The sequence below is a fragment of the Bradyrhizobium sp. CCBAU 051011 genome, assembly GCF_009930815.1.
GTDB lineage: Bacteria > Pseudomonadota > Alphaproteobacteria > Rhizobiales > Xanthobacteraceae > Bradyrhizobium.
The window spans coordinates 5,231,294-5,257,254 of record NZ_CP022222.1; the positions used below are offsets into that span (position 1 = coordinate 5,231,294).

Consider the following 25,961-nt stretch of genomic DNA (forward strand, 5'->3'; position numbering starts at 1 on the left):
GTGCGCGCTCGCGCCCACAGGATGCTGGAAATCGGCTTGAACGACCAGCTTCGGCATTTCCGAGTGAACTTGGGCCGGCTCGACAACGCGGTTGATCTCGTGCTTGCGGCAACGCGCACGGCCTATCCGACGTTCGACGTGCCCTTTCATTCGCGCTGGCGCCATTTCGTCGTTGGCGGCGTCGATCGCTGGACGGCGCTCGCCGATGCGAGGGAATGGCGCAACGGCAACGAGCGCGCCCGCGCCGAATTCGACCTCGCCATCATCAGCGTGCTTCTCGACGCCGGAGCAGGTCCGTCGTGGCGCTATCGTGATCCCTTGACAGGCACAAGCATTGGCCGTTCGGAGGGGCTGGCGCTTGCCAGTCTGGATATGTTTGCGCGCGGAATCTTCTCGGCAAAGGTCGACGAACCGCTGCGGGCCGATGCCGCTGTCCTTCAGCGGCTGACCGTTGCCGATCTGGAGACCGGCTTTCAGATTGCGGACGACAATGCGCTGGTTGGCCTCGATGGTCGTGCCGGCCTTCTTCGCCGGCTGGGCGAACAGGTATCGGCAGCGCCGCAGGTTTTCGCCCGCAACGACACCGCCCGGCCCGGCGGATTGTTCGATCACCTCACGGGGGTGGCCGAGCAGGGGGCGATCGAGGCCCCGACGATCTTGTCGGAGCTGTTGCGCCAGCTGGGGTCGATCTGGCCGTCGCGGATAGCGCTTGGCGGAATTGCGTTGGGAGATTGCTGGCGTCATCCGGCGCTCAAGACCGAGGATGCGACCAGCGAGCTGGTGCCGCTGCACAAGCTGTCGCAGTGGTTGTCGTATTCGCTGATCGAGCCGATGCAGCGGGCGGGGCTGCGGGTGACCGACATCGACGGCCTGACGGGCCTTGCGGAATACCGCAATGGCGGATTGTTTGTCGACGCCGGGGTGCTGCAGTTCCGCGACCCCGTGGACGCGCAACGCGAACACGATGTCGCGTCTCCGCTCGTGGTCGAGTGGAGGGCGTTGACGGTTGCGCTGCTGGACGGGCTGGCGGATCTGCTGCGGCAACGCGTAGGTCTTGATGCCGTCTCGCTTCCACTGGCTAAGATTCTGGAAGGCGGCACCTGGGCGGCGGGAAGGGCGATGGCGTTCGAACGCCGGCCCGACGGTTCGCCGCCTGTCAAGGTCGTCAGCGACGGTACGGTTTTCTAAGCGCGATTATTCGCAAGAGGGCAAGAGCATGGAAGGCGTTACGATCGTGGATCACCCGCTGGTCCAACACAAGCTTACGCTGATCCGGGACAAGACGATTTCGACCAAGTCCTTTCGCGAACTCCTCAAGGAGATCGGGATGCTGCTCTGCTATGAGGTGACGCGCGATCTGCCGTTGACCGATGTGGAGGTCGAAACACCTCTTGCACGCATGCACTCCGCCAAGATCGCGGGAAAGAAACTGGTTTTCGTGCCGGTATTGCGGGCAGGGGTGACCTTTGTCGACGGCATGCTGGACCTCGTTCCGACCGCCCGCGTCGCGCATATCGGCCTCTACCGCGAACCGCAGACATTCGTGGCGGTCGAATATTTCTTCAAATCGCCGTCCGATCTTCACGAGCGGCTCGCCATCGTTGTCTCGCCGGTTCTTGCAACCGCAAACACGGCTGTGGCGGCGGTGGACAGGCTGAAGGAACGCGGTGCGAAGGATATCCGGTTGGTATGTCTGCTTGCCGCGCCGGAGGGGGTGGAGCGCTTCCGTGGCCTGCATCCCGACGTGCGGTTGTGGACCGCCGGTATCGACGAGGGGTTGGACGCGAATGCCTTTATTTTGCCCGGCCTCGGCGATGCCGGGGATCGCGCTTACGGGACGCGATAGCTGGCAGGTTGCGGCTTACTGGAAAGCCGTTTCCGAGAAGTTTCGAAGCTTGCGCGAATGTAGCCGCTCGAGCGGCATGTCCGCCAGCTTCTCCAACGCCCTGATTCCGATCGTCAAATGCTGGCCGACCTGCCGCTTGTAGAATTCGGTGGCCATGCCGGGCAGCTTCAGTTCTCCGTGCAAGGGCTTGTCTGACACGCATAACAAGGTTCCGTAGGGCACGCGAAAGCGAAACCCGTTGGCTGCGATCGTCGCCGATTCCATATCAAGCGCGATCGCCCGCGACTGCGATAGCCGTTGCACCGGACCACGCCGGTCGCGCAGTTCCCAGTTGCGGTTATCGATGGAGGCAACGGTGCCGGTGCGCATGATGCGCTTCAGGTCGTATCCGGAAAGTCCCGTAACTTCCGCCACGGCTTCCTCGAGCGCGACCTGGATTTCGGCGAGCGCAGGAATAGGGACCCACAACGGGAGATCGTCGTCGAGAACATGGTCCTCGCGCACGTAAGCGTGAGCCAGCACGTAATCGCCCAGCGCCTGCGTGTCGCGCAGTCCGGCGCAGTGTCCGAGCATCAGCCACGCATGCGGTCTCAGCACGGCGATGTGGTCGGTGATCGTCTTGGCGTTTGCCGGCCCGACGCCGATGTTGACCATGGTAATGCCGCCATAGTCTGGCTTCTTCAAATGATACGCCGGCATCTGCGGCAGACGTAGTGCCAGTGCGCCGGCATCCAGCCGCTGTTCGCCGGGGTAGGTGATGACGTTGCCCGGCTCGACGAATTCGGTATAGCCGCCGCCGCCCTTTGCCATTCGGTCCCTGGCGCGCGCACAGAATTCATCGATGTAGAATTGGTAGTTGGTGAAAAGTACGAAATTCTGGAAGTGCTGGGGGCTGGTGGCCGTGTAGTGCGTCAGGCGATGCAGCGAATAGTCGACACGCTGTGCCGTGAATTGCGCAAGCGGCCGCGGCCGGCCGACCGGCGCTTCATACGTGCCGTTGGCAATCTGATCGTCAGTTCCGTCAAGGTCGGGAACGTCGAACAGGTCCCGGAGCGGCCGCTTGATGTGCTTGGCGGCGCTGCCGTCAACATACGTGCCTTCGAGAAAAGCAAAATGCAGCGGGATCGGCGTATCCGATTCCGATACGACGACCGGAACGCCATGATTGTGCATGATGAGATCAAGCTGCTCGACGAGATAGGTTTCGAACAGGTCCGGCTGGGTGATTGTGGTTGAGAAGTGCCCGGGCGTTGGCATATGGCCATAGGCTTGACGGGAATCGATCTGCGTATACGAGTTCGTGGTGACGCTGACTTCTGGATAGAAGGCCCGGTAGCGCCGGTTACTGTCGGCACCAGCCGCGAGCGCAGCGAAGGAGTCGCGCAGGAACGAAGTGTTTCTCGCATAAATCGATCGCAAGGCCGCGACCGCCTCCCGCGCGTCGTCGAAGCTTTGCCGCGGGAAGGGCTCTGGCGTGGCGATTGAACCGATGGCTTGGGACTGGCCGTGATTCTTCATGGCCCTAACATAGTATCCTGGACGCCCCATGGGGAGGCTTGACGGGTCGGTCCGGTCAGGAACCTGTTTGGTCCAAAGCAGGCTCGCCTGCCGGTTTTCGTCCAGAAAATGCCCTGGCCAGACGCGACGGCGGCCCTGCTTCCGCCTTTGCGTCGCAGAATTACGGGTAACAGGTTGGCGCCGCCGTGAACGATCTCGGACTTCGCATCTTATCTGAGCGGGGGCCTGGTCTGTTGCCAAAGAAGCCACCTGAACTGCCACAGTCACAACATCAGGATCGGAATGGCGAACCGAAGCGCAGCGACGCTGATGACCGCGTTCTGTCCGGCGGAGCAGGGAGACGAGACGCCTCCGCTCCCAAGCGATGTTTTGCGGAATGATTGGATTGGAAACGTGCGTTCGTGACCAAATTCGCATATGTACGCAGCCTTGGGCGTAGCTCCCGCATCGGAGCGCGTCTGTTCGAAGCAATACGCGCCATCAGCATCGGCTGGTCGCGAATCAACGACGGATTCAACGTGGGTCGTTCCAGCAAAGCGCGCGTTGCCAGCAAGGCAACGAAGCGAAAAAGTTCTCTATCGCGAACTGCGATCTCTTCTTCATCGTCCCTGGGCATGGCGGCCCTCCATCTGCTCGCGCAGTGGAGGAAGTCGGGTCGCAAAGGCGTCGTCTTTCTTGCTGAAAGCGACCATAGGGCCGAGCGGCTGGGCGCCGTCATCCATGCCCTCGCCCCCTCGTGCGATGTGCTGGTCTTTCCGAGACTGAATACGTTGCCGTTCGATCAGCTGGAGCCGTCGCACGAAATCGCGGGTAGACGAAGCTCGGTCTTGAGGCGTCTTGCCAAGCCCGAGAAGCCAATCTTGCTTGTGTCCACGGCTGAGGCTGTGATGGAGCGCCTGCCTACGCCGGCGAGTTGGTCCCGCGTAATCCTCCGTTTGAAGGTGGGCGCCGCGTTTTCCGAACAAGATCTTCGGGCGCGGCTCGAGGCCCTCGGATACGATCTCGATGACGAGGCGGATTATCCCGGCGGCGCGCTGTTTCACGGGAAGACATTCGAGATTTTTCCCGCCGGCGCACTGGGACCGTTCAGAGTAGAGCATTCCGGCGGGGTGATACGCCGGATCGTGGCGTTCGACCCGATAGAACATGACATCGTTTCCGAGACGAAGGAACTTCTCATCGACCCGATGTCGGAGCGGCTGGCGTTCGGGAATGTGCGAGGAAAGCGCTCAACTCTGTTCGACTATTGTGGGCGGGCCAAGTGGATAGCGGATGCAGGGGTTTCAGCGCACGCTGATAGCTGGCTTGGCACGATCGAAGAGGCGGCCGGTCGCACGGACAGAGAGCACGAATACCTTGGGGGGCGCGAATGGAAGCAGGCGACCAGACGTATGAACGTGTTGTCGCAAAAAGCATCCTTCGCTCCCACACCGGACTTTTCGCAGGTCGCATCACCCAGGAAGGCGCTGCGTGCATTCGTCGACGAGACGCGACGCGCCGGCTCGCGATTGGTTTTCGTCGCAGCGCACGCGGACGACTTGCGCGCGATGGAGCGAATGAGCGGGATCAAGCCGGAGCGCTTTGCGGACTGGGATCAGGCGACGGCCGGACGCAATCGTGAAGCTGCGCTTCTGGCCGACTTCGACAGAGGTTTTGTCTTTCCTGGCCGGAAACCTCTTGTCGTCGTGACTGCTTCCGATGTGCTTGGCAGCAGGGCACATCATCCGCAGCCCCTGGCCAGGAACTGGAGTGCGGCTTTCGACCATGCAGATGTGCCGGAGCAGGGTACGGTGGTCGTTCATCTGCAGCGAGGACTGGCCTTGCTCGACGGCTTGCAGACCGTGGCAACGGGGGGCGGGTCGTCGCGCGAAATGGTCAGGCTCGTATTTGCGGGGGATGACGCGGTACTCGTTCCGCCCGCCGACCTCGCGATGATCTGGCCATACGCGTCGGAGCTCGGCGAGCTGACTCTCGACAAAGCGGATGGAAGTACGTGGTGGAGCCGGCGTACTGAGGCGGAGCGCGAAATCCAAATCGCTGGCAAGCAGCTCTCCAAACACATCAGCCAGCGACGCCGCCGACGAGCTCAGAAACTTGTGCCTCGGGGGCCCGTCTATGAGAGGTTCGTCGCGCGTTTTCCCTATTTCACGACGGTCGACCAGGCGAAGGCCATTCGGGACGTTTTGGATGATCTTGCGTCGGGCCATCCCATGGACAGGGTCATTTGCGGCGACGTCGGGTTCGGCAAGACCGAGGTGGCGTTGCGAGCCGCGGCCGCCGTGGTGTTGTCAGGGAAGCAGGTCGCGATCGCGGTACCGACCACGGTCCTGGCAAGACAGCATGTCGCGACTTTCCGCAAACGTTTCGTTCCGTTCGGTATCGAAGTGGGAAGCTTGTCGCGGACTGATTCCGGCGCGCAGACAAGAGAGGTGAAGGAGGGACTGAAGAGCGGAAGATTGAAGGTCGTCGTTGGAACGCAGGCTCTCGCCTCGAAGGACGTGAAGTTCGCCGACCTCGGCCTGGTCATCATCGACGAGGAACAGCATTTTGGAGCGGCAGAGAAGGCGAAACTTTCCGGGTTGGCCAAGAGTATTCATGCCCTTTGGATGAGCGCCACGCCGATCCCGCGGACCCTCGCGGCAGGTCTCGCCGGCTTCAGGGATCTCAGCGTCATTGCCTCTCCGCCCGTACATCGACTTCCGGTCGTCACCAAGGTCGCCCCGCTTTCGGACGCGGCCATCGCCGCGGCATTGCTGCGCGAACAAAGACGCCATGGACAAAGCTTCTTGATCTGTCCGCGCATTCAGGATCTCGATCCGATGCTGGCGCGAGTTCAGTCGATGGCCCCGGATCTCCGCATCGTCTGTCTTCACGGCAAGTTGCCCGCCGACGAGATAGACGACCGAATGATGAGTTTCGTGGAAGGCACGGCGGACGTTCTGCTGGCGACCAACATCGTCGAGAGCGGTCTCGATATTCCGCGGGCAAACACGATCGTGGTCTGTTGGCCCGAAAGATTCGGTCTTGCACAACTCCATCAACTCCGAGGAAGGGTGGGACGCGGCGGAATACGCGCGTTTGCGTATTTGCTGAGCGATTCGGACTCGGAACGATCCGAGAAGCGATTGGCTGTTTTGGAGGAGTTCAACAGACCAGGTGCGGGTTTTGCCATCAGCGCGCGGGATCTGGACCTCAGGGGGGCAGGCGACCTGCTTTCCGAGCGGCAGTCGGGCCATGTCCAGGTGTTCGGACCGGTGCTCTATAGCCACCTTCTGAAATTGGCCTCGGAGAAAGCAGACGACAGGGCAGCCGACCTGTGGGTGCCCGATCTCAACCTGCCGATCCCGGACATGTTGCCGGCAGGCTACGTGCAATCTGAGGCGGTTCGGCTGGAAATCTACGCCCGTGCCGCGCGGTGCCCAAGCGAAGACGAGTTGAACGACCTCGAGGAGGAGACTTCCCGTCGTTTCGGCAAATTGCCACCGGCGGCACGCGATTTCTTTGCCGCAGCAAGGCTCAGGATCGACTGCAGGCGAAGAGGAATCGTAAGGCTCGATGTCGGAGCGGATGCCGTAGCCGCGACGTTCTTGCCGGGAAGACTTGGCAAATCAAGGGCGAGATCCCTGCAACGCGACGGCGATCGGGTCGTCTACATCAGCAAAGATCGCGAGGGACCGCTTCGAAAGGTGGAAGGCTTCCTCGACGTTCTGGACGAGTGATCGCGACGAAGGCTGTTCATTCGACATCAGAGACAACTGATCCTGGTCTTTTCATCCGTCGCAGACCGCTCCGGGCCAACGCGAGTCGAAAACCCGCCGACCTTAGTTGTGCGGCGAGCCTTGCGCCTTCCACAAGCCTGCCTCCCGTTGAGTTCAGCTGAACTGCTTCGATTGTTCTTCACGCAGCATTTTTCCGCGTGCTGGCTGCGACGAAGAGGTTCGCTTCGTCCGGCTCGATCTGGCTCGAAGCCTCGACAACAACGCAGCCGCAAATATCGTTAACGTAACGGCGGATCGCGGAGGTACCTCGGAATTTCCAGCCGCATCGCTCCGTGTAACTACGGAAAAGCGCTGCCGCAGCAAGTGACAGCGTTTTGGCCGAACATTAGAGTGGGAAAAGTTGGCAATGGCTTCATCTGCCAACGCTTCTGGAATTTTTCTTGCCAGCGGTTCTGCAAATTCATCGTGAAAGAAGGGATTTCTCCTATGTTGAAATACTACGTCAAGACCACGGAAGCCCTGAAGCGTCTGCGCACGGACCAGGACGGCGTGGTGTCGTTCGAGTACATTATCGTCGCGGCCTGCATCATCGGCGCAGTGACTGCTGCGTTTGGTACTGGAGCCGGTGGTGCGATCGCGACGGCGCTGACTGGCGGGATCGCCGCTATCACCGCCGCTTTCACTGCGGCCGTGTAATCCAGGCATCTCGCCCCGGAGGGGGGCATAGGAATCTGCCCCCCACTTTATTGGATTGCTCCAGTCCTGCCTTCGGCCCAAAGTAAGGATTCCTCGTATGTTGAGGTATCGGGTTGAGTCCACGGACGCGTTGAAGCGTCTGCGCACGGACAAGGACGGCGTGGTGTCGTTCGAATACGTGATGGTGGCGGCTTGTGTCGTCGGCGCAGTGAGTGCTGCTTTCGGTACTAGCGCTGGTGGAGCCGCCGCGACGACGCTGACGAGCGGGATTAGCACGATCAGCGCCGCTATCAGCACTGCCGTCGGAAGCTAATGCAGCCGTCTGGTCTCATGGAGGCACGGGAGATCTGTCACCATATTTTCTAAGGCGATTTGATGAGTTGGATTGTTCCCATAACCTCGTTTCTCGAAATCCTATTGTTGCTCTATGTCGCAACGATCGATGTCGCGACACGATTGATCCGAAATGAGATCTGTCTGGCGCTGGCGCTCATTGGGATCGCCGGTCAACTTGCCAGCCCGATGCAGCTTGTCGAATCCATGATCGCCGCGACGATCTTGTTCTTGTTGCTGTTCATGATTTACCAGCGGGGGTGGATTGGCGGCGGCGACGTCAAGTTGCTGGTTGCTTTGGCGATCGGTCTGCCGTTGACGGCCGTGATTCAGTTGTTGACCGTAACCGCGCTGGCCGGCGGCATTCTTGCCCTGGTGCATCTGATGATGCGCCTCCTGCCATATCCCAGGCTAGCGCCCGCCGGATCGTCGCTCGTACGCCGCGTCTACGCGATAGAGCGTTGGCGCCATTTGCGACACGCGCCGCTACCTTACGGGGTTGCCATAGCGTGCGGTGGTATCTGGACCGTTCTTAGCAAAGGACTTTGATATGTCATCCGCTTTGCGCCTCTCGATCATCATGGTGTTTTTCTTCGCGACCGTTGCGCTCGGGCTTATCGCCTACAACATGAACCTGCCAAAACAGGCCCCGGTGGAAGTCGTGGAGAAGGCGCCGGTGGCACCTGCGACCGTCGGGTATTTCGTTGCGGCACGTCCGCTGTCCAAAGGTACGTTAGCCCGCGAAGAAGATTTCACGGTACGCTCGGCCCTGCCGGAACGTGTTCCGGCAGGGGCGATCCTTGAGACGCCCGACTCCAAGATCGGACTTCCCGGCTCCCTGGTTCGCAAGTTCGTCGACGCTGGCAGTCCCATCACTTTGCAAGAGATATTGCGCCCGCGGGATCGCGGTTTTCTCGCCAGCGTCCTGGCGCCGGATAGCCGCGCCATCAGCATCAAGGTTGACGAGGAGTCGGGCGTCTCAGGATTGATCCGACCGGGCGACTATGTGGATGTCGGACTGACTCAGCTGTTCGACAAGGTGGATCCCGCGCGTCGCGCCCTGAGCGAAACCGTTCTGCGCAATGTTCGAGTCATTGCGATTGACCAGGACATTGCGCAAGGCGGGCATGCCGCTAGCGCAAAAGGCAAGGCCGCCCAAACCGTGTCGCTGGAGCTCACGCCAGAGCAGGTCAAGAAGATCGCAGTCGCAAAACAGCTCGGGACGCTCTCCCTGGCCGTACGTGCAGCAGTCGAGCAATGGAATACGGCGGACACCGGCGCGATGTCCAGTTGCGACGTGTCACCGGAACTTGCGCGCCAGAATGCAATTGCCGGCCAAACGACAGCGGTGGTGGTTCATGTTGGCGGTGAGGTCAAGCAATACTCGGTCAGGAAGCAGTACGCGGACGACATCGCCGGCTGCGATGGATCACCGGACGTTGCTCGCCAGACTGCAGTCGCAACGGGATACGGTGGCAAGAGGTCGGAGAAACGTTGATGAATATCGCCGTAGTCAATGCGCCTGAAGCTGCATCTCCTGAAGCTGCATCTGTCGTAACGCGCGACCGGGTCGTCTGTTTCGTAAATGACGATCTTAGCGCTGCGGCTCTGCGCAAAGGTCTCGAAGGCAGCAACCTGTCGATCAGGCGTGGTACGATCCGCAATGCCATACGGATGCTCGAAACCGACACTGATCTATCCGCGTTGGTGACGGACATCAGTGGGATCGAAGATCCATTCACCGAACTGGAAAGGTTGGCCGGCGTCTGCCCACCCGACGTTCGGGTGGCTCTGATCGGTGAGAGCAGGGAGATCACCTTCTATCGCGAACTGATGGAGCTCGGCTTGACGGAGTATCTGCCGAGGCCGCTCACGCGCGATATGGTGCTGGACCAACTGCGCCCGAAGCTGCTTGGCGACGCGGCGCTCGGTCCGACGGATCGGGGCGGTCATGTGGTCTCGATCTGCGGTGCGCAGGGGGGCGCCGGAGCAACAAGTATCGCCATCAACCTCGCACTACAACTGGCCGAGACCACCAAGGCTAAGGTCGCGCTGCTCGATCTTCACCTTCAAGGTGGTGAAACGGCAGTGATGTTGGGTGTTCAGCCCGGGCCGGGCTTGCGCATCGCTCTGGAAAACCCGATGCGGGCTGACACGCTGTTCCTCGAGCGCGCGGCAATTGAAGTCAACGAGCGGGTTTGCCTGATCTCCGCCGATGAGGAGCTGGATGCGCAGCTGGACATCACTGAAGCGGGCGTGCGACACGTGCTGGGTCTGCTCCGTCAACGGTTCAATTACATCGTTGTCGACATACCGGTCCCATTTCCGCCATCGATTCATCCGGTGATCAACCTCTCCCGTCACGTGCTGGTGCTGCTGGAAGCGGAGGTGACCGGACTTCGCAATGCCCATGCACTCCGCAACGCCGTCACCAACATCGCCGGCAAAGATCGCGTCTTTACCTTGCTCAATCGTGCCGGTCGTGCCGGGGGCCTTCCCAGAGCCACGATTGTCAAGGCGCTGGGCGCAGAACCGGACATGGTGATTCCCGATCTCGGGAAGGGGATGACCCAGGCGGTCAATCTCGGAATTCCAGCTCTAAAGCACGTATCAGGACTGCGACGCCACCTCGCTCCGATTGTACGAGAGATCGCGGGTATCGGTGCCGAGCGGAAGGGATGGTTGAGAAGGCTGCTAAGGCTATGAAGAGATTTGGCCGCCGCGCAGACGATACGCCAGTTCGTTTGCCTTCATTAGTGCCAAGCCCGCCTGCGTCGGCGCCGAGCCCGTCTGTGCAGGGCTTGGCTGCATCCGCACCAGCCGCATCGACCACAGGTGTGCCCGCGTCGACGCCAAGGCGCGATGAACCTTCCGCTCATCATCCCGTGATGCCGGCTTCGCTGCGCGAACGAGTCATCGAGCAGATTGAGCCGTCGGTGGCCGCAACTGTTTCGCGCGATGTGCTTCGGCGGCAGATTGAGGAGATCATCCACGGAATCGCCAACGAGGAACGGCTTGAATTGTCAGGCCGCGAGCAGTTTCAACTGGCGGACGAGATTGCGGACGACATGACCGGCTACGGGCCGCTCCGCCCGCTGCTGCTGGATCAGTCGATTAACGACATCATGGTCAACGGAGCGAGCAACGTTTATGTCGAGCGGCACGGCAAGCTGGAACGGATCGCGGTACGATTCCGCGACAATGATCACATCGCCTCGGTGGCGCAGAAGATTGCAGCGCAAGTCGGCCGGCGCGTTGACGAATCCAGTCCGATGGTGGATTGCCGCTTGCCGGACGGCAGCCGGGTCAACATCATCCTTCCGCCGCTCGCGATCCATAGCCCGTGCATTTCCATTCGGAAATTTCCAAGCCGCCGCTTGAATATGACTGGAATGATCGAAAACGGCTCAATGACCCCGGCCATTGGACAGCTGCTGGAGATTGCCGCGCGATCCCGGCTCAATGTTCTTGTCTCTGGCGGTACCGGTTCGGGCAAGACGACGCTGTTGAACGCCATGAGCCAGTTCATCGATCACAGCGAACGCGTTGTCACCATCGAAGATGCAGCCGAGTTGCAGTTGCAACAGCCGCACGTGATCAGCCTGGAGACCCGGCCTGCCAGCCTGGAAGGCACGGGGCAGGTGACACAACGCGATCTGGTGTGGAATGCGCTGCGCATGCGTCCTGACCGGATCGTCGTAGGTGAGGTGCGCGGCGCTGAAGCGTTTGACATGCTGCAAGCAATGAACACAGGCCATGATGGTTCGATATCCACGGTGCATGCCAATAGCGCCCGCGACGCAATGACCCGTATTGAAAACATGGTCCAGATGGGACAGCCAAATCTGCCACTCCGGGCAATTCGATCTCAGATCGTCGCTGCGTTGGACATCATTGTGCAGGTAGAACGCATGCGGGATGGACAGCGTCGCGTTATCCAGATTAGCGAGGTGATCGGGCTGGAAGGCGAGGTGATCACCACCAATGACATCGCGGCGTTCGAGTACGAACACGAGGATGTTCACGGCCGGATATCGGGCGCCTACAGGTCCACACACGCAGTCCCAAAGTTCAAGAGCCGTCTTACCTATTATGGGCTTGATCGAGCCTGGGCCGAGGCTATGAGGCAGCTATAATGCCGCAGTTTCTGACCACCATTGACCTGGTGCTCCTGATATGCGCGGCAGCCGCGACGTTGTGGCTCGACGCACGAGAACGGCGCATCGCTCGTCAACTATCGATAGCTCTGCCAATTTCGCATTCAGCGAAGCTGCCCTCCATTCGTCGGTTGGAGGCCGGGTCCCGCTCGCAGTTTCTCTTCCGCATAGCCGGTTACAAGACTGGGATAGTTTACGCTTGGCACCCCGCGTATGTGCTGTTTGCCGGTGTGATCGCAGCAGTCGCAATCCTTTACGCCAATAGCGTGCTGAAGTTTTCTAACTTCTACGCGTATCCGGCGGCTGCAGTTGTCGCCATCATGGTCGTGCGAGGCCTGTTTGGATGGCAACGACATCGCCTCGCCAGTCAACTGTTCCGACAGCTACCCGACACGATCCAGCTGGTTACGAGTACTGTTCGAGCTGGGCTACCCGTGACCGAAGCATTTCGCACCATTGCTCGCGAGATGCCGCAACCAACAGCTGGGCAGTTTGCAATCGTATGCAGCGAACTGAGTATGGGGAGACCTCCAGAGGAGGCTGTAGAAGCTGTCTATCGGCGAACGCAAGTGACAGAGTATGGGATCTTTGCGGTCACACTTGCAGTCCAGCTAAAGTCAGGTGGCAGTTTGACCGAAACCTTACAAACACTGGGAGATACTGTGAGGCAGCGCGTTGCGCTCGCTGCTCGCGCGAAGGCTCTGGCTGGAGAGGTGATCTTTTCCTCACGAGCGCTTTCATTGTCGCCCGTAATTGTAGGTGGGTTACTATACTTGATCAATCCGCTGACAGTCGATCTGCTGATCTATGATCGGACGGGAAACAAGCTCCTGGCTTACGCAGCAGCCTCAGTGATTGTCGGGTCCCTTGTGATACGTTGGATGGTCAGAAGGGAAACAGAACTATGACTTTTGGTCTCAGTTTGGTGGCCCTCACCATAGCACTTGCGACCGCGACCGTCGTGCTGATCATCCACGAACTGCACATTCGTGCGTTGAACATGCGGGTGTCAAACGCCGTGTTGGGCGTTCCTGGCCGGTCAGCGCCCCTCCAAGACGTGACCGGTTGGCTTTCGTCGCTCGGCATGCGGTATCGGCACTTCTACTCTGCGGAGAATATCGACCAGCTCCGAACGATCGTTCAATCGTCAGGTTTGAATCCTCATCGAACCGTGCCGATCTGGATCGGTGTCAAAACTGTCAGCATGTTCTTATTTCCGATCATTGCCCTGTTTGTCGGGCAGCTTCTTGGGAAGCCACTGACCGATGTGCTGATCTTCAGTCTCATTGGCGTGGTGCTCGGAATTATGGGGCCGCGGTTGATCCTGTTGGTGCTGAAGCGGCGCTTCAATGCCGCCATTCGGCAAGGCACGCCGGATATGATCGATTTGCTGGTTGTCTGCAGCGAAGCGGGAATGGGTCTGGAGAGCGCGCTGGAACGAGTAGCGGAAGAAATGAACCAGACTAATCCTGCGATGGCCCGGGTTTTGTACGGCCTTCTTGATGATCTCAGGATATTGCCAAATCGCAGCGAGGCATTCGAGAAGCTGGCATTTGCGTCAGAAGGACTTCGCCGGTTCGGCACCATGGTTAGCCAGAGCCTGCAGTACGGAACGCCACTGAGCCAGGCCCTGCGCAGTATCGCTATCGACCTCCGGCGAGAACGTATTACTAACCTGGAGGAACGAGCGCACAAGTTAGGCGCCAAGCTGACCATTCCGATGGTGTTGTTCTTGCTTCCAGCCATGTTCGTCATTCTGGGTGGAAGTCCGTTTCTGCACCTCGTGCGTACATTCTCCAGTATCGGGGTGAAGTGAGCCATGAGCACGGTTACCGTGTCGAAGAACTGGTCTTACGAATGGATGATGCAACTGCTCGGCAGTATGTGGTTTCTGTTGCTGGCACTTTGCGTCGCCATCAGAATTGGGTCATTTACCGATCCCTGGCCATCGCTGCTATCAAGTTTTTGCCTTGCCGTCTTCTACATGCTCCTGGCGCTGTTGATCATGACCAGATCACCGGCAAAAGCGCATGCGGATGGGTTGCTGCCCAGGGTAGCCGCGTTCGTCGGCAGCTATATGCCATGGACAATCTCCTTCTTCGGCAAGTCCGACCAGGCGTTGCCAAACTTGCTGTCCACCGCTTGCGTGCTGATCGGCATGATCATGATGCTTGTCACCATCCGACACCTAGGGCGGTCGTTCAGTTTGGTGCCACAGGCGCGTTCAGTGGTGCAAACCGGTCCCTATCGATGGATCAAGCACCCGCTCTACCTCGCAGAAGAGATCGTAATACTGGGTGTAGTGCTGCAATACCTGACACCGGCAACGGTGATCGTACTGGTCCTGCATATCGGCGTTCAAGTATGCCGAATTCTTTACGAAGAAGACCTGCTTCGGCGCACTTGCCCAGAGTATTCCAGCTACGAAGCATCGCGTTGGAGATTGGTCCCTTATGTTTGGTGAGCGGCTATGCGTGGCCGAATTGTCATGGACATCGTTCAAATCGCTCGTGCTCGGGGTCGTCATTCGGACGTGGTAAGTGTCCGTCGAGGCAGGCGCGCGAGCCATCGAAAGTCTTTCATCCCGGATCAGCGCGGTGCCGCCGCGTTGGAAATGCTGGTTGTCTTCGCGTTCTTGGGGGTGACTCTGCTTCTGCCGCTTGCCGACGTTGCTGCCGCTGGCTTTCGGTTTGTAGCCGCGTGGGAGGCATTGCGCGCCTTCGGGCAAAGAATCCAGTACAATCCGCCACCTGACGTTACAGATTGGGCAGGCTGGAAGTCAGGGCTCCCCACTTCGGTTTCGGGTTATCCCATCAACAATCTCCAAGTCGTTTGCAGCGACTCCATGGCTGCCTGCTCCGCAGGCAACTCTGATTCGCCCAAGCACTACACATACACGACGACCGTCACCGTGGCGCCGATCGTGCTGAGATCGGTGATCTGTCGGAGTGGTAACGCCGATCCTTGTTCGTTCACACTGCCTTACGCAGAACGGTTTCAATAGGAGTGGTCCATGCGTGGCTTGCTTCACTCTCGTCGTGGTTCCGTCGCCTTCGCAACCGTTATCGCCCTGGTGCCGCTGATAGGTGTGGTCGCGCTCGGGGGCGAGGCGGGATCGTGGTACGTCACCAGGCAACACGCGCAGAATGCCGCCGATGCGGCAGCCTATTCCGGTGCCGTGCAGCAATTATGCTTATCGAACCCGCCGTGCGCGGCGGGTCTAGAATCAGTGGACTATCGCGCCAAGCAATCCGCGGCACAGAACGCGTTCTGCAACGCGGGCGGCACCTCCTATCCCGGCTCCCAGTGCGCCGGTAGTCTTCCATCAGGAGTCTCGCAGACCGTCCAGGTCGCTTCGCTCACTTCATGGAAGGGGGCGGCCGGAACTTACGTTCAGGCCACTGTCAGCCAGCAACAGCCAGCATACCTGGCGAGAGTGCTTGGCTTGTCCACTGTCAATATAGGCGCGACAGCCGTGGCCAAAGTACAAAGCCTGACGGCGCCGCCGTGCGTGTTGTCATTGACCGGCTCTATCAGTTTTCAAGGCAGCCCGAACATCGATGCGCCTAATTGCGGCATGGCCTCGAACAGTACGGCCAAGGATGCAATCAACTTCACTGGCGGCGGGATGAGCATGAATCTCGGCTCATTATCGACTGTCGGCGGCTGCACGGGTGGCGCATCGTTCTGTAACACCGCGCTCACTTATATGCCGGCGCCGATCCCAAATCCCTTCTCCGCGCTTGACGGAGTTACGATACCGACGCTCGCGAAGTGTCCGGATAACACTCTGACCGCTTCCAGTGCAGCGACCCCTTGCAGGAACGACAAGTTTAAATTGACCGGTAATGCTAGTGACTCCCCCGCTCCATTGACGGGTGGGGTCTACTTCATCTCTGGCGAATTCACCCTCAGTGGTGGCGTGTCGATCTCCGGCACAGCACTTTTCATCCTGTTGCCCGGTTCGAGCTTGAAGATGAATGGCGGGAGTTCCCTCAATATCACTGGCAACCCGTCGGTCGCAGCCTCGCAGCTTCCGTCTGCACTTCAGTCCTACGCCAGCCTGTTCGCCAATATGGCGATCTATAAGATCCCTGATCCTGACACGAGCAAGAATGGCCCGAACGACCTACAATTCGGCGGAAATTCCGGTATCAATTTGAAAGGGGTCATGTACTTGCCGAGCGCGAATGTGACGTATCAGGGCGATCCGACGCTCGACTTAGCCGGCGGCAAGTGTGGCGAGTTGATCGCCAAGTCAGTCGAGTTCAACGGTAATGCCACCTTTGACACCACAGGGTGCCCGTCGCAAACGAAGCTGACTAGCAGCCAGTATGTCCAGTTGGTGCAGTGATGAGAACGCTCGATCAGCGCGGCGTAGGGGCGATGGAATTTTGTCTCGTCGCGGTGCCGCTTTTCATACTGATGTTCGCCATCTTCGATTTGGGGCGTTACGCAATCACCATGCAGTCATTGCGCACACTCGCGAATGCTGGTGCTCGGACCTGGATGATCAACGATTGCTTCGTCAATAGCGCACTCCAGAAAGTTCCACCAACCTGTTCCGGCGACCCCCTGCCATCTGCTGCGGAGAAAAAGGCCGTTGCCCCAATGCTGTTTGCCGGCGGTCTCACGCCAACGCTGACCACCACGACGGGAGCCAGCGCAATTACTGTTACGGCATCGGAACCGAGTTTCAACATGCTGATGCCGATTTGGGGCACCGCATTGAACGCGCCGAGCGCCTCCACGACCATCCCCTTCTAATCGGCATCGTTCTGGAGTTCGTGCGGTAAGTGCTGGAGGAGTTTGACCTGACTGTCTGAACGGATGTGCCGCATCGGTCAGGGAGCCTTTGCCGAGGCGAGCTGCCAAGCGGAGAGAGGGCAGGTAGGCACGCAATGCACGCAAGCGGGCATAGCAGTGGTGCCTTGGCAACATTCAAAAGTTTTCTCCGGTGCTGCACAGCCCGATAGAGGTCTCTCCTTGCCAACGATGCAGATGAGGGGATGATGAATTTAGTGCCGCATCCGCGGCGAAGACTTGGCCTCTGTGAGGCGGCGCTGAGTTTGTGCGTAAGGCCGGTGTGCGCAAGGACAAGGGATTCGGACGTAACGATTTATATTGGAACAGCTTGTAAGCTCTACGGCCTGGTGTGCGAGGGAGAGTTTTAGGACGCCGAGGCCGTAAATTTACGGGGACGGAAGTGGATCGCGGCGAGGGGAATGGAATGGGCGGTCGCGTTTTTTGTAAGGCACGAGGGAGGCTTTTCGCCTCGAGCACGATAGTTCTTGTCGCTGCGCTTGCCATGTTTGATACCGTCGACCAGGCGGGGGCTGCCGATCGGCGAAGCTCCGGCGGCGGCGTCTTTGTCAGCGAAATGAACGACGTCCAGCGCGTCAAGGTGACCCTCAACAAGTCACGCACCTTCAGGGTCAATACGCCGTTTTCGACGATTGTCGCGGGCTCGCCTGACATCGTCGACGTGAAGTCCCTGAGCGATCACCTGATTTACATCCAGGGCAAGCAGACCGGCACCACCAACGTCATCCTGTTCGACTCGTCGATGAAGCAGATCGGCATCCTCGATGTCGAGGTAGCGATCGACACCGGAAATCTGCAGCAGAACATCCGGACCAGCACCGGCATGCAGGGGATTCGTGTCTCGTCGTCCGAAGGGCAGGTGGTGCTCAGTGGAACCGCCGTTGACGCCGTTGCGGCGGAGCGGGCGATGGCGATCGCCACCAGCACCGTTGCGAAAGGGGGCGTCGTCGTCAACGCGATGAGCGTCGCGGCACCGCAACAGGTGATGCTGGAGGTGCGCTTCCTCGAGGTTAATCGGGAGGCTGGGCGTAATCTCGGGGTGAACCTGTACGCTGCCAATGCCAATGGCACCAATGTCGGGAATACGGGACTTGGCAATTTGAACACTGCGGCAGGCCGAACACCGATTGGTGGTATTAATACGGTCCAAAACCCCATTGGTAATACTGGCGGCACGCCTGTTGGTGCTTCTCCTACCGGCAGCCTTCCGTTACTCGGAACGTTGGGAGCGCTCGTCGGCACCGCGGGCGGCGTCGCCCCGATTCCGTTCGGAAGCTTGTTGACCAGTATTGTTCGAACCAGCAACGGCGGTTCGGTGGACTTGCTGATCTCTGCATTGGAAACGAAAGGATTGGTTCGCCGGCTGGCGGAGCCGAATTTGACCACGCTTTCCGGGGATGCCGCCCGCTTCCTGGCTGGCGGCGAATTTCCAGTGCCGATCCCGAACACGACGACGACCGGTTTTCCCACCATCACCATCGATTACAAGAAATTCGGTGTTGAGCTGGCCTTCGTGCCCACCGTTCTCTCGCGGGGCGTGATCAATCTTCGGGTGGAGCCGTCGGTGAGCGAGCTTGATTTCACCAATGCTGTGACGATTCAGGGGACGACAGTTCCTGCTTTGACCCGGCGCGACGCGCGCACCACGGTCGAATTGCGCGACGGCCAGAGTTTTGCCATCGCCGGCTTGCTGCAGACCCGTAACCGGCAGGACGTTTCGCAATTGCCGTGGATCGGCTCGGTGCCCGTGCTTGGAACCTTGTTCAGCAGCAAGTCCTACCAGCAGGAGGAAACGGACCTCGTCATCATCATCACGCCGCGCCTGGTTGCGCCAGCGGTGCCGGGGCAGGCGCTGGCGTCGCCGCTCGACTCACGGCTGCCGGCCAACGATGTCGACTTCTTCCTCAATGGCCAGATGGAAGTGCGCAAGCGCTACAACGACTACGTCAATTCCGGAGGCGAGGTAAAAGGACCCTACGGTCACATCATCGCTCCTGAGGTCACTGCGACGATTCCGGTACCGGCCCCCGCTGCAAACCAGCCGGTTGTGAAAACGCTCAACTGAGAAGGAAGCGAGAGATGACCATCAGGTATCTGGCTCTGTTCGCACCCATCCTCCTCGGGGGATGTTACGGACTGTACGGTCATGACGAGGTGGACCGCTACTTCCAGCGATCCGACACCATCACGATGAGCGCTGGCGATGCCAAACAGGTCAACGCCGTCACCCACACAATCCATCCATGGCCGCGAAACGTCGGCGATCGCAGGATCTCGTACGACGCCCGGCGCGTCGGTGCGGCCGTGACACGCTATGGCAACACGAAACAGCCGGTGGATCAGCTTCCCGACATTGGCGATGCGACGAAACAGATGGGCGTGCGGCCTACCCCAACCCAGAACATCAGCGTGGAAGGATTGGGGGCTGGATCGACTGCTGGAGTATCAGTGCCGGTTGGTGGCGCAGAGAGTAGGTAACTGGTTTTGGTAAGTAAAATTAGCGGTGATTTTTTACGAACGGCGCAGTGAGGCCGCTGGGCCGCGCGGGGGACGAGGGGTTATGCGGCGTCTGATTTTAATGCTGGCCTGCTGCTGGTTGGGGATAGTCCTTGGCGGGTGTGAATATACGCTGAGGGAGGCCGCGATCGTGGCGCCCGTGGATCCGCCGGGCGGGGACCCCGTGCAGGAACCGACCGACGTCAAATACTATCCTTCCGACGAGCCCGTGCGGCTGGGGCTGGAGCATTTCAACCGCGGCAGTTACGGAAACGCCCAGCGCTATTTCAAGGATGCCGTGGAGAAATCGCCGAAGGACGTCACGGCCTGGGTTGGACTCGCAGCAAGCTATGACCGGTTGCGTCGCTTCGATCTTGCCGATCAAGCTTATGCGCAAGCGATCCGGCTGGGAGGCGAAACCGTTCAAGTCCTGAATGATCAGGGGTATTCGTACATGCTGCGCGGCAACCTGACTGCGGCGCGGCGAAAGTTCGAGAAGGCTTATTCGCTCGATCCGACCAATCCGGTGATTGCCAATAACCTTGAGCTTCTCAATGGCAGCCGGCGGTTCATTGAAAGACCGCCGAACAATCAGCCATAAAGCGTAACCTGGCTTTGAGGCTGTAAGAACGAAATCCAGACGATCTAATACGGCGGCAACACCGCGTCGGCCTTTTGACTGTCTCTCCTGACGATGATGATCGCTCCGTTTCGGATGGCGAACCGTGCGCCGACCAATTTGGGCACCTTCTCCGTTAGCGAGGATGGCAGAGGGATTGTCCCTCCCGTGACGGGATCGCCGACATTAACGGCTGGCGCCGCCGGGCCCGTAAACGGCGCCGGCTTGATGTATTCACGGATCAACTGAACTTCCTCGCGCGAAAACGCGAGCGGCGGCTGTTGGGGCAGGCTTTGCGCCAAGGCTTTGCTCTTTTCGGCGGCGGCCTTGATCTCCGCCTCCCTGACCTTCTCCGCCTGATCAAATCTCGCCAACCGTTCCCTTGAGGAATGCAGTTCGCGCTGGAGCGAGGCGATTTCGGTTTTCAGGGATTTGATCTGAGTGAGTGCGACCACCGCGCCGGCGCAGATGATGATGACGAGCAAGGTTAGGAGTGCAAAGGTTCCACCGCCAATCCCTGCGGCTCTGCGCGGGGCTGTTGCATTCGGTGTATCCCGCACCAGGTGGCCGCGCCAGATGCCGCCCAGCCGCTCGAACCTTGCGGCGATCGCCCTGAGAAGCTTCTGTCGCCGTGAAGCGTCCCGCAAGGGCGGTTGGAACTCGGAGCCAAGACTCCGCGTCAGGAAAGCAGGCGAATCCGCGCCGCGATCGGGAACGCAAGGCTCATTACCGGCTTCGAGCGTGCTCAAGAGCGAACGGCCGGCGTCAGTGATCTGTAGTTCGCGACTTTCGAGGACCACCAGACCGGACTGAATGATGTCGATATCGCCGAGTGGTGGGAGCTCTTCCGTCGCTTGGTCCTGATCTTCGTTCGCGGCAAAGATGCCAACTTCACGACTGACTTCCTCAAGTGTCGCACGCCCATTTGGGCGTCGGGCCAGCGCAGTCAAGATAGCCAACTTGAGGTGCATGCTAGCCCTCGCCATCCGCGAAACGGCTGAGTTCGGCCTCTGGCGGCGTTCAACAATCTCGCCGCCGTGGAATCGAGCGTATCACGCAACGTCAATATTTGCGAAGGTCGCTACGGTCGTCATCTACCCTTTCATCGCGTAATGACAGCGCGTCCCGCGGCCGTGCGATTCTGCCAGCCATGCCTGACGAGCTCTGGATCGGTGTGTTCTTCTTGCGGCCACCCGACACACAGGTAGGCGATGAGTTTCCAGTCTTCGGGAACTTGCAGGACTTTTGCAATATTCGCCGGGTCAAGGATTGAAACCCAGCCTACTCCAAGCCCAATAGACCGGGCCGCAAGCCAGAACGTCGCGAGCATGGCGACGACCGAATATTCGAGCGTCAGCGGGATGGTGCGGCGCCCGAGATTAGCTCCTTGATCCGTGCTTTGATCGCAAAACACGGCAAACTGCACGGGCGCAACCTGCAGCCCTTCCAGTTTAAGCCGTGCGTAAGCGATTGCGCGGTCCGCTTCATAAGAAGCAAGTGCCTCCGCGTTGCAACGCGCGAAGTCCTCTCGGATTCTGTCTCTTGCGTCTTTGCTTTCGACGTTCACCCATCTCCAGGGTTGGCTGTTGCCGACGGAAGGAGCAAGTTGCGCGAGATCCAGCAAGGCATCGATCGTCTCGGCCTTGACCGTGTCGCCGCGGAAGCGCCTCACGTCACGACGCCACGCGACAAGCTGCGCAAATTGGGCCCGAAATAGTTCATCGAAAACCGGCGGAATCGACGTCGGAAGGTTTGAACCGGCGAATGGCTCGCGGCTTGCTGTGCTTTGCTGGTCAGGGTCGGGCATCAGGATTCCGCGATGATGTGAAAGAAGCTGCCGGTCACCCGGCCACGGCGGCTTCCCGTGGGCGCGAATTCGCTGCCGTAAGCATCGGTGAGAAAGGCGAACGGCTCGTCCGAGCCATGAGCAGTGACGTCAGCATAATGGAATTCGTGTCCCTTCAGCGTCTTTCCCAGGGGACCGAGGCACCCAGAGGCTGCAAGGCGCGCTTCCCTGTAGCCGAGACGCATTTTCGGTTTGGAAAGGCTTGTTTGAACGCCGAGAAGTCCAGCCATCGGATAGGTCTTTCCCGCCGCGTCGGTCAGGGTCTCACCCAGGATCATGTAGCCGCCGCATTCGCCGTGAACGGGCTTGATAGCCGCGAAATGTCGCAGCCCCTCGAGAAAATTGCTCGCTGAGGCAATTTGCGCGGCATGAAGCTCCGGATATCCCCCTGGCAGCCAGCAAATATCGCAGTCGGCTGGCGGAGGCTCATCAGCAAGCGGAGAGAATGTTTGTATTTCCGCGCCGCTGTTGCGCCAGCCATCCAGGATATGGCGATATGTAAATGAAAACGCCTCGTCGTGAGCGATCGCGATGCGCTGTCCCGGTGGCTGCAGTGCTGGCGCGTGCGGGCCCGTCTGCGAGGGAAGAAACGCTTCCGCGCATCCGAAGAGCTCGTTCATCTGCACGTGTTGGGCCACGAACTCGGCCATTGCGTCCAGTTTGTTTTCCAGTTCCGGGGTTTCACCGGCCTGTACCAATCCCAAATGGCGCTCCGGCAGAGCGATGCCGTCGGATTTTGGCAAGCTGCCCAGGATGGGGATTGCAAGTTTGGTAATTCCATCACTTACCAGGCGAAGATGCCTTTCGCTGGCGACGCGGTTCAGAACGATGCCAGCAATTTTCACCCGTTCATCGAAGGTCATAAACCCCTTTACGATTGCGCCCGCGGATTGCGATTGCGCGCTGACATCGAGCACCAGCACAATGGGAAGGCCGAGCGCAGATGCCACGTCCGCAGATGAACCGCTGCGACCGGGTTGAACAGGAACGCCGTCGAACAAACCCATGGACGCTTCGCAGATCAGCAGATCGCTGTCCTTCGCAGCTTCGGCTGCAAGCTGTGCGATCAGGCCAGGTTTCATTGCCCAGCTATCGAGATTGACGCCAGGCCGGCCGGAAGCGGCACCATGAAACGCCGCATCGATATAGTCCGGTCCACATTTTGCGCCGGCCACGCGAATTCCACTTCTTCGGTAAGCACGGAGAAGTCCGATCGTCAAAGTAGTTTTGCCGCTGCCAGATCGGGGAGCAGCTATCATGAGACCGCGCGGGGGAGGGGCAGCAATCATTCTGCGCGCCGATTACCGAGCGCAAAAATCACCTGCGCGACGCTGCCTGCGACGGACGAATCTGCCTGCACTAAGGTCACAGATCCAATTTCCTCGAATCGATCTCTCGCCATCTGTTGATCAACTTAGGTTTGGCCCAAACGATCGCAGCGGTTTCGCCTTGCGGTCGATCCGCGCGTGAATCACATCCGCAAGTATTTGATTATACTTTAGAAAGGTTCGGCGGCTGCGTTGGGTATCAGGTTCTTTCTTGTCATGCGGTAACTGACGCAACTCCGCTGATGGGTCAACCGCCGTTGACCGGGGCATCTTCGGCGGTTAGCGTCATCGGCGATGGTCCTTCCCTAGGAAGGTGAAAAGGGAAGCCGGTGCGACAAACGTCAACGCCGGCGCTGCCCCCGCAACTGTAAGCGACGAGCCCGCGCCGGTGCCACTGGGAAATCCCGGGAAGGCGGCTACGGGCAGTGACTCGCGAGCCAGGAGACCTGCCATCACGAACTGTGCTTTGGAGGCGTCTGGGCGGGGTGCACCGGACGGGAGCGAGCCCGATGGCGCCGTTTGCCGTCGAGCGCGACCCAACAAAGCTCGCGGCCGCAAGGCCATGATACGAGCAACTGATGGATCGCGACAGCGCTACTAAGCCCGCCCGTCAAGCCTTGATCGAACAGCCGCAGGCCAACCTGCCTGACAGGCCCGTCGTCGTGAGTGTTTGCATCACCTGCAAGGCGGCGGACGGCGCTGCTGTGGTCGGCCCGGAGATGTACGCGGCTGTGCAGGCTGCGATCGGGAAGGACGCCAACATTGCCGTCCGCCCGGTGCAATGCCTTAGCGTTTGCAAGCGCCCAGCGACGGTCGCGGTCACGAGTCCCGACGGATATACATTCATGTTTGGCGATCTGCAGACCGAAAGCGGCGCTGCGGCGCTGGTATCATTCGTGCAATCCTACCAAAAATCCGATTTCGGTCTGGTCCCCTGGCGGGAACGTGCCGAGGTGCTGCGAAAGGGCATGGTGGCACGGGTACCTCCCATCCGTTGGTCACCGGACGACGGACGCGCACCGAAATGACGGATCTGGCCACTACCTTGGTGCTGGGTGGCGCCCGTTCCGGCAAATCTGCGTTTGCAGAATCGCTTGTAGGCGCCAGCGCGCTGGCGAAGGTCTATGTCGCGACGGCTACCGCCGGCGACGAGGAGATGAAGAGCCGGATTGCGTTGCACCGCGCCCGCCGTGGCGAGGGCTGGATCACCATTGAAGAGCCGCTAGCGCTGGTCGACGCGTTGACGCGCGAAGCCAGCCGCAATCGCGTCGTGCTGGTGGATTGTCTCACCTTGTGGCTGTCAAATCTGATGTTCGCTGGACGCAATCCAGACGTCGAAGCTCAGCGTTTGACGCGATTTCTCGGTGTCGCAAAGCATCCTGTCGTCTTTGTCTCGAACGAGGTCGGCCTTGGGCTGGTGCCGGAAACGCCGCTCGGCCGGACGTTTCGTGATGCGCAGGGGCGACTGAACCAGGTAGTCGCCGCCGCCGTTCCGCAAGTTGTGTTCATGGCAGCCGGACTTCCGCTCTGGCTCAAGCGCTAGTGGCTCAAGGAGAATGAAATATGTCGCGTGTTCCGGTTACCGTGCTGACTGGGTTTCTTGGCGCGGGCAAGACCACCTTGCTGCGCTCGCTGCTGACCCAGGCCGACGGACGCCGCATCGCCGTCGTCGTCAATGAATTCGGCGACGCTGGCTTCGACGGCGGCCTCGTGGAAGAATGCGCAGCGAACGCCTGCGCGCCGGGAGACGTCATCGAACTTACCAATGGCTGCATCTGCTGCACTGTGGCGGATGACTTCATTCCGACCATGGAACTGCTGTTGGGGCGCGACAAGCCGCTCGATGCCATTGTCATCGAGACTTCAGGGTTGGCGCTGCCGCAACCCTTGCTCAAGGCATTCGCATGGCCGGCGGTGAAAACGCGCGCCACGGTTGACGGTGTCGTTACAGTCGTCGATGCGCTTGCGCTGTCGGAAGGTCGGGTTACGCTCGATGAGGACGCAGTCGCAGACCAGCGTGCCGCAGACGAATCCATCGACCATGACGACCCGATCGAAGAGGTGTTTGAAGATCAATTGGCCTGTGCCGACCTGGTCGTGCTCTCGAAGAGCGACCTGGTATCGCCCATGGCGCTTACCGACATTGAAGCACGGTTGAAGGCTACGCTCCGCCCAGGAGTCAATGTTGTGCGGTCGATGGGCACATTGGCGCCCGCGGTGTTGATCGGAATGAACGCCGAGGCCGAGGAAGACGTGGCTGCCCGCGCTGGCCATCACGGCGAGGAAGAGGAACATTATCACGACGATTTCGACAGCATCGTCGTCAAGCCGTCGATCGCCCTCAGCGTCGACGAGATGCGTGCTCGGATCAGCGACGCGCTCGGTCTCGAAGGTGTGTTGCGCGTCAAGGGCCATGCGCGGGTTTCGGACAAGGTCGCGCCCGTGGTGGTGCAGGCTGTCGGGAGCCGCGTCGATCTGGTGTTCGGCCGGCCGGATGCGAAGCAGGCCGAGCGTCTCGTCGTGATCGGGCTAAAGGGATTTGACGGGACCGCCGTGCGGCGGGCGTTGGTGGAGTAATC

At 59.8% G+C, this 25,961-nt stretch carries 24 protein-coding genes and 1 riboswitch; of the genes, 20 read left to right on the plus strand and 4 right to left on the minus strand.

Annotation, left to right across the window (positions count from 1 at the left end; genetic code table 11):
- Nucleotides 1–21: 21 nt before the first annotated feature.
- Both ACH79_RS24395 and upp read left to right on the plus strand, forming a co-directional pair.
- Complete coding sequence (locus ACH79_RS24395) at nucleotides 22–1,188, plus strand: DUF1688 family protein (protein WP_161856529.1); 1,167 nt, start codon at nucleotides 22–24, stop codon at nucleotides 1,186–1,188.
- 28 nt (nucleotides 1,189–1,216) lie between these two features.
- Nucleotides 1,217–1,846: a uracil phosphoribosyltransferase gene (gene upp, locus ACH79_RS24400; protein ID WP_057857674.1), complete on the plus strand. Its 630-nt coding sequence runs from the start codon at nucleotides 1,217–1,219 to the stop codon at nucleotides 1,844–1,846.
- Nucleotides 1,847–1,861: 15 nt separating this feature from the next.
- Here upp and ACH79_RS24405 read toward each other — a convergent pair whose 3' ends face one another.
- A complete protein-coding gene (locus ACH79_RS24405) occupies nucleotides 1,862–3,364 on the minus strand; it encodes an AMP nucleosidase (RefSeq protein ID WP_161853290.1) in 1,503 nt (500 codons plus the stop codon).
- Nucleotides 3,365–3,978: 614 nt separating this feature from the next.
- Here ACH79_RS24405 and ACH79_RS24410 point away from each other — a divergent pair.
- The 15 genes from ACH79_RS24410 (at nucleotide 3,979) to ACH79_RS24480 (ending at nucleotide 20,190) form a co-directional block, all read left to right on the plus strand.
- Nucleotides 3,979–7,083: a DEAD/DEAH box helicase gene (locus ACH79_RS24410; protein WP_161853291.1), complete on the plus strand. Its 3,105-nt coding sequence runs from the start codon at nucleotides 3,979–3,981 to the stop codon at nucleotides 7,081–7,083.
- 390 nt (nucleotides 7,084–7,473) lie between these two features.
- A complete protein-coding gene (locus ACH79_RS24415) occupies nucleotides 7,474–7,779 on the plus strand; it encodes a hypothetical protein (RefSeq protein WP_371419266.1) in 306 nt (101 codons plus the stop codon).
- 97 nt (nucleotides 7,780–7,876) lie between these two features.
- Nucleotides 7,877–8,092 carry a hypothetical protein gene (locus ACH79_RS24420; protein WP_161853292.1) on the plus strand — a complete coding sequence of 72 codons (216 nt, stop codon included), beginning with the start codon at nucleotides 7,877–7,879 and terminating at the stop codon, nucleotides 8,090–8,092.
- A 62-nt stretch (nucleotides 8,093–8,154) separates the two neighbouring features.
- The gene (locus ACH79_RS24425) at nucleotides 8,155–8,661 is read left to right on the plus strand and encodes a prepilin peptidase (protein WP_161853293.1); all 507 of its coding nucleotides are present in this window, start codon (nucleotides 8,155–8,157) and stop codon (nucleotides 8,659–8,661) included.
- Between the two features lies 1 nt (nucleotide 8,662).
- Nucleotides 8,663–9,610, plus strand: a complete 948-nt coding sequence (cpaB, locus tag ACH79_RS24430; RefSeq protein WP_161853294.1) for a Flp pilus assembly protein CpaB — start codon at nucleotides 8,663–8,665, stop codon at nucleotides 9,608–9,610.
- On the plus strand, nucleotides 9,610–10,818 hold the full coding sequence (locus ACH79_RS24435) for an AAA family ATPase (RefSeq protein ID WP_161853295.1): 1,209 nt from the start codon (nucleotides 9,610–9,612) through the stop codon (nucleotides 10,816–10,818). Before cpaB ends, ACH79_RS24435 begins: the two co-directional genes overlap by 1 nt.
- On the plus strand, nucleotides 10,815–12,248 hold the full coding sequence (locus ACH79_RS24440; protein WP_202639329.1) for a CpaF family protein: 1,434 nt from the start codon (nucleotides 10,815–10,817) through the stop codon (nucleotides 12,246–12,248). Before ACH79_RS24435 ends, ACH79_RS24440 begins: the two co-directional genes overlap by 4 nt.
- Entirely contained in the window at nucleotides 12,248–13,177 is a 930-nt protein-coding gene (locus tag ACH79_RS24445; protein WP_161853296.1) for a type II secretion system F family protein, read from the plus strand. The genes ACH79_RS24440 and ACH79_RS24445 overlap by 1 nt, the downstream gene beginning before the upstream one ends.
- Entirely contained in the window at nucleotides 13,174–14,085 is a 912-nt protein-coding gene (locus ACH79_RS24450) for a type II secretion system F family protein (protein WP_161853297.1), read from the plus strand. The genes ACH79_RS24445 and ACH79_RS24450 overlap by 4 nt, the downstream gene beginning before the upstream one ends.
- 3 nt (nucleotides 14,086–14,088) lie before the next feature.
- The gene (locus ACH79_RS24455) at nucleotides 14,089–14,733 is read left to right on the plus strand and encodes an isoprenylcysteine carboxylmethyltransferase family protein (RefSeq protein ID WP_161853298.1); all 645 of its coding nucleotides are present in this window, start codon (nucleotides 14,089–14,091) and stop codon (nucleotides 14,731–14,733) included.
- A gap of 549 nt (nucleotides 14,734–15,282) precedes the next feature.
- Nucleotides 15,283–16,623, plus strand: a complete 1,341-nt coding sequence (locus ACH79_RS24460; RefSeq protein WP_161853299.1) for a pilus assembly protein TadG-related protein — start codon at nucleotides 15,283–15,285, stop codon at nucleotides 16,621–16,623.
- Nucleotides 16,623–17,036, plus strand: a complete 414-nt coding sequence (locus ACH79_RS24465) for a TadE family protein (RefSeq protein ID WP_246738091.1) — start codon at nucleotides 16,623–16,625, stop codon at nucleotides 17,034–17,036. Before ACH79_RS24460 ends, ACH79_RS24465 begins: the two co-directional genes overlap by 1 nt.
- A 463-nt stretch (nucleotides 17,037–17,499) precedes the next feature.
- Nucleotides 17,500–19,158 carry a type II and III secretion system protein family protein gene (locus ACH79_RS24470; protein WP_161853301.1) on the plus strand — a complete coding sequence of 553 codons (1,659 nt, stop codon included), beginning with the start codon at nucleotides 17,500–17,502 and terminating at the stop codon, nucleotides 19,156–19,158.
- A gap of 14 nt (nucleotides 19,159–19,172) precedes the next feature.
- A complete protein-coding gene (locus ACH79_RS24475) occupies nucleotides 19,173–19,571 on the plus strand; it encodes a hypothetical protein (RefSeq protein ID WP_161853302.1) in 399 nt (132 codons plus the stop codon).
- 82 nt (nucleotides 19,572–19,653) lie between these two features.
- Nucleotides 19,654–20,190, plus strand: a complete 537-nt coding sequence (locus ACH79_RS24480; protein ID WP_202639026.1) for a tetratricopeptide repeat protein — start codon at nucleotides 19,654–19,656, stop codon at nucleotides 20,188–20,190.
- Nucleotides 20,191–20,234: 44 nt separating this feature from the next.
- Here ACH79_RS24480 and ACH79_RS44115 read toward each other — a convergent pair whose 3' ends face one another.
- From ACH79_RS44115 to ACH79_RS24495, 3 genes are all read right to left on the minus strand, one after another.
- Nucleotides 20,235–21,179: a hypothetical protein gene (locus tag ACH79_RS44115; RefSeq protein WP_246738092.1), complete on the minus strand. Its 945-nt coding sequence runs from the start codon at nucleotides 21,177–21,179 to the stop codon at nucleotides 20,235–20,237.
- A 131-nt stretch (nucleotides 21,180–21,310) separates the two neighbouring features.
- Nucleotides 21,311–22,015: a 5,6-dimethylbenzimidazole synthase gene (bluB, locus tag ACH79_RS24490; protein WP_161853303.1), complete on the minus strand. Its 705-nt coding sequence runs from the start codon at nucleotides 22,013–22,015 to the stop codon at nucleotides 21,311–21,313.
- Nucleotides 22,015–23,343, minus strand: a complete 1,329-nt coding sequence (locus ACH79_RS24495; RefSeq protein WP_161853304.1) for a cobyrinate a,c-diamide synthase — start codon at nucleotides 23,341–23,343, stop codon at nucleotides 22,015–22,017. The genes bluB and ACH79_RS24495 overlap by 1 nt, the downstream gene beginning before the upstream one ends.
- Before the next feature lie 317 nt (nucleotides 23,344–23,660).
- Nucleotides 23,661–23,851, plus strand: a riboswitch (cobalamin riboswitch).
- A gap of 109 nt (nucleotides 23,852–23,960) precedes the next feature.
- Here ACH79_RS24495 and ACH79_RS24500 point away from each other — a divergent pair.
- From ACH79_RS24500 to cobW, 3 genes are read left to right on the plus strand one after another with little or no spacing between them, the layout of a single operon-like run.
- Entirely contained in the window at nucleotides 23,961–24,410 is a 450-nt protein-coding gene (locus ACH79_RS24500; protein ID WP_161853305.1) for a DUF1636 domain-containing protein, read from the plus strand.
- The gene (gene cobU / locus ACH79_RS24505; protein ID WP_161853306.1) at nucleotides 24,407–24,925 is read left to right on the plus strand and encodes a bifunctional adenosylcobinamide kinase/adenosylcobinamide-phosphate guanylyltransferase; all 519 of its coding nucleotides are present in this window, start codon (nucleotides 24,407–24,409) and stop codon (nucleotides 24,923–24,925) included. Before ACH79_RS24500 ends, cobU begins: the two co-directional genes overlap by 4 nt.
- Nucleotides 24,926–24,945: 20 nt before the next feature.
- The gene (cobW, locus tag ACH79_RS24510) at nucleotides 24,946–25,959 is read left to right on the plus strand and encodes a cobalamin biosynthesis protein CobW (protein WP_161853307.1); all 1,014 of its coding nucleotides are present in this window, start codon (nucleotides 24,946–24,948) and stop codon (nucleotides 25,957–25,959) included.
- The last annotated feature ends 2 nt before the right edge of the window (nucleotides 25,960–25,961 follow it).

Excerpts from the sequence above, each read along its gene's own strand:
- ACH79_RS24395 (WP_161856529.1), top strand. The coding sequence starts at position 22 with ATGCTGGAAATCGGCTTGAACGACCAGCTTCGGCATTTCCGAGTGAAC.
- upp (WP_057857674.1), top strand. The coding sequence starts at position 1,217 with ATGGAAGGCGTTACGATCGTGGATCACCCGCTGGTCCAACACAAGCTT.
- ACH79_RS24405 (WP_161853290.1), bottom strand. The coding sequence starts at position 3,364 with ATGAAGAATCACGGCCAGTCCCAAGCCATCGGTTCAATCGCCACGCCA.
- ACH79_RS24410 (WP_161853291.1), top strand. The coding sequence starts at position 3,979 with ATGGCGGCCCTCCATCTGCTCGCGCAGTGGAGGAAGTCGGGTCGCAAA.
- ACH79_RS24420 (WP_161853292.1), top strand. The coding sequence starts at position 7,877 with ATGTTGAGGTATCGGGTTGAGTCCACGGACGCGTTGAAGCGTCTGCGC.
- ACH79_RS24425 (WP_161853293.1), top strand. The coding sequence starts at position 8,155 with ATGAGTTGGATTGTTCCCATAACCTCGTTTCTCGAAATCCTATTGTTG.
- cpaB (WP_161853294.1), top strand. The coding sequence starts at position 8,663 with ATGTCATCCGCTTTGCGCCTCTCGATCATCATGGTGTTTTTCTTCGCG.
- ACH79_RS24435 (WP_161853295.1), top strand. The coding sequence starts at position 9,610 with ATGAATATCGCCGTAGTCAATGCGCCTGAAGCTGCATCTCCTGAAGCT.
- ACH79_RS24440 (WP_202639329.1), top strand. The coding sequence starts at position 10,815 with ATGAAGAGATTTGGCCGCCGCGCAGACGATACGCCAGTTCGTTTGCCT.
- ACH79_RS24445 (WP_161853296.1), top strand. The coding sequence starts at position 12,248 with ATGCCGCAGTTTCTGACCACCATTGACCTGGTGCTCCTGATATGCGCG.
- ACH79_RS24450 (WP_161853297.1), top strand. The coding sequence starts at position 13,174 with ATGACTTTTGGTCTCAGTTTGGTGGCCCTCACCATAGCACTTGCGACC.
- ACH79_RS24455 (WP_161853298.1), top strand. The coding sequence starts at position 14,089 with ATGAGCACGGTTACCGTGTCGAAGAACTGGTCTTACGAATGGATGATG.
- ACH79_RS24460 (WP_161853299.1), top strand. The coding sequence starts at position 15,283 with ATGCGTGGCTTGCTTCACTCTCGTCGTGGTTCCGTCGCCTTCGCAACC.
- ACH79_RS24465 (WP_246738091.1), top strand. The coding sequence starts at position 16,623 with ATGAGAACGCTCGATCAGCGCGGCGTAGGGGCGATGGAATTTTGTCTC.
- ACH79_RS24470 (WP_161853301.1), top strand. The coding sequence starts at position 17,500 with ATGGGCGGTCGCGTTTTTTGTAAGGCACGAGGGAGGCTTTTCGCCTCG.
- ACH79_RS24475 (WP_161853302.1), top strand. The coding sequence starts at position 19,173 with ATGACCATCAGGTATCTGGCTCTGTTCGCACCCATCCTCCTCGGGGGA.
- ACH79_RS24480 (WP_202639026.1), top strand. The coding sequence starts at position 19,654 with ATGCGGCGTCTGATTTTAATGCTGGCCTGCTGCTGGTTGGGGATAGTC.
- ACH79_RS44115 (WP_246738092.1), bottom strand. The coding sequence starts at position 21,179 with ATGCACCTCAAGTTGGCTATCTTGACTGCGCTGGCCCGACGCCCAAAT.
- bluB (WP_161853303.1), bottom strand. The coding sequence starts at position 22,015 with ATGCCCGACCCTGACCAGCAAAGCACAGCAAGCCGCGAGCCATTCGCC.
- ACH79_RS24495 (WP_161853304.1), bottom strand. The coding sequence starts at position 23,343 with ATGATTGCTGCCCCTCCCCCGCGCGGTCTCATGATAGCTGCTCCCCGA.
- ACH79_RS24500 (WP_161853305.1), top strand. The coding sequence starts at position 23,961 with ATGGATCGCGACAGCGCTACTAAGCCCGCCCGTCAAGCCTTGATCGAA.
- cobU (WP_161853306.1), top strand. The coding sequence starts at position 24,407 with ATGACGGATCTGGCCACTACCTTGGTGCTGGGTGGCGCCCGTTCCGGC.
- cobW (WP_161853307.1), top strand. The coding sequence starts at position 24,946 with ATGTCGCGTGTTCCGGTTACCGTGCTGACTGGGTTTCTTGGCGCGGGC.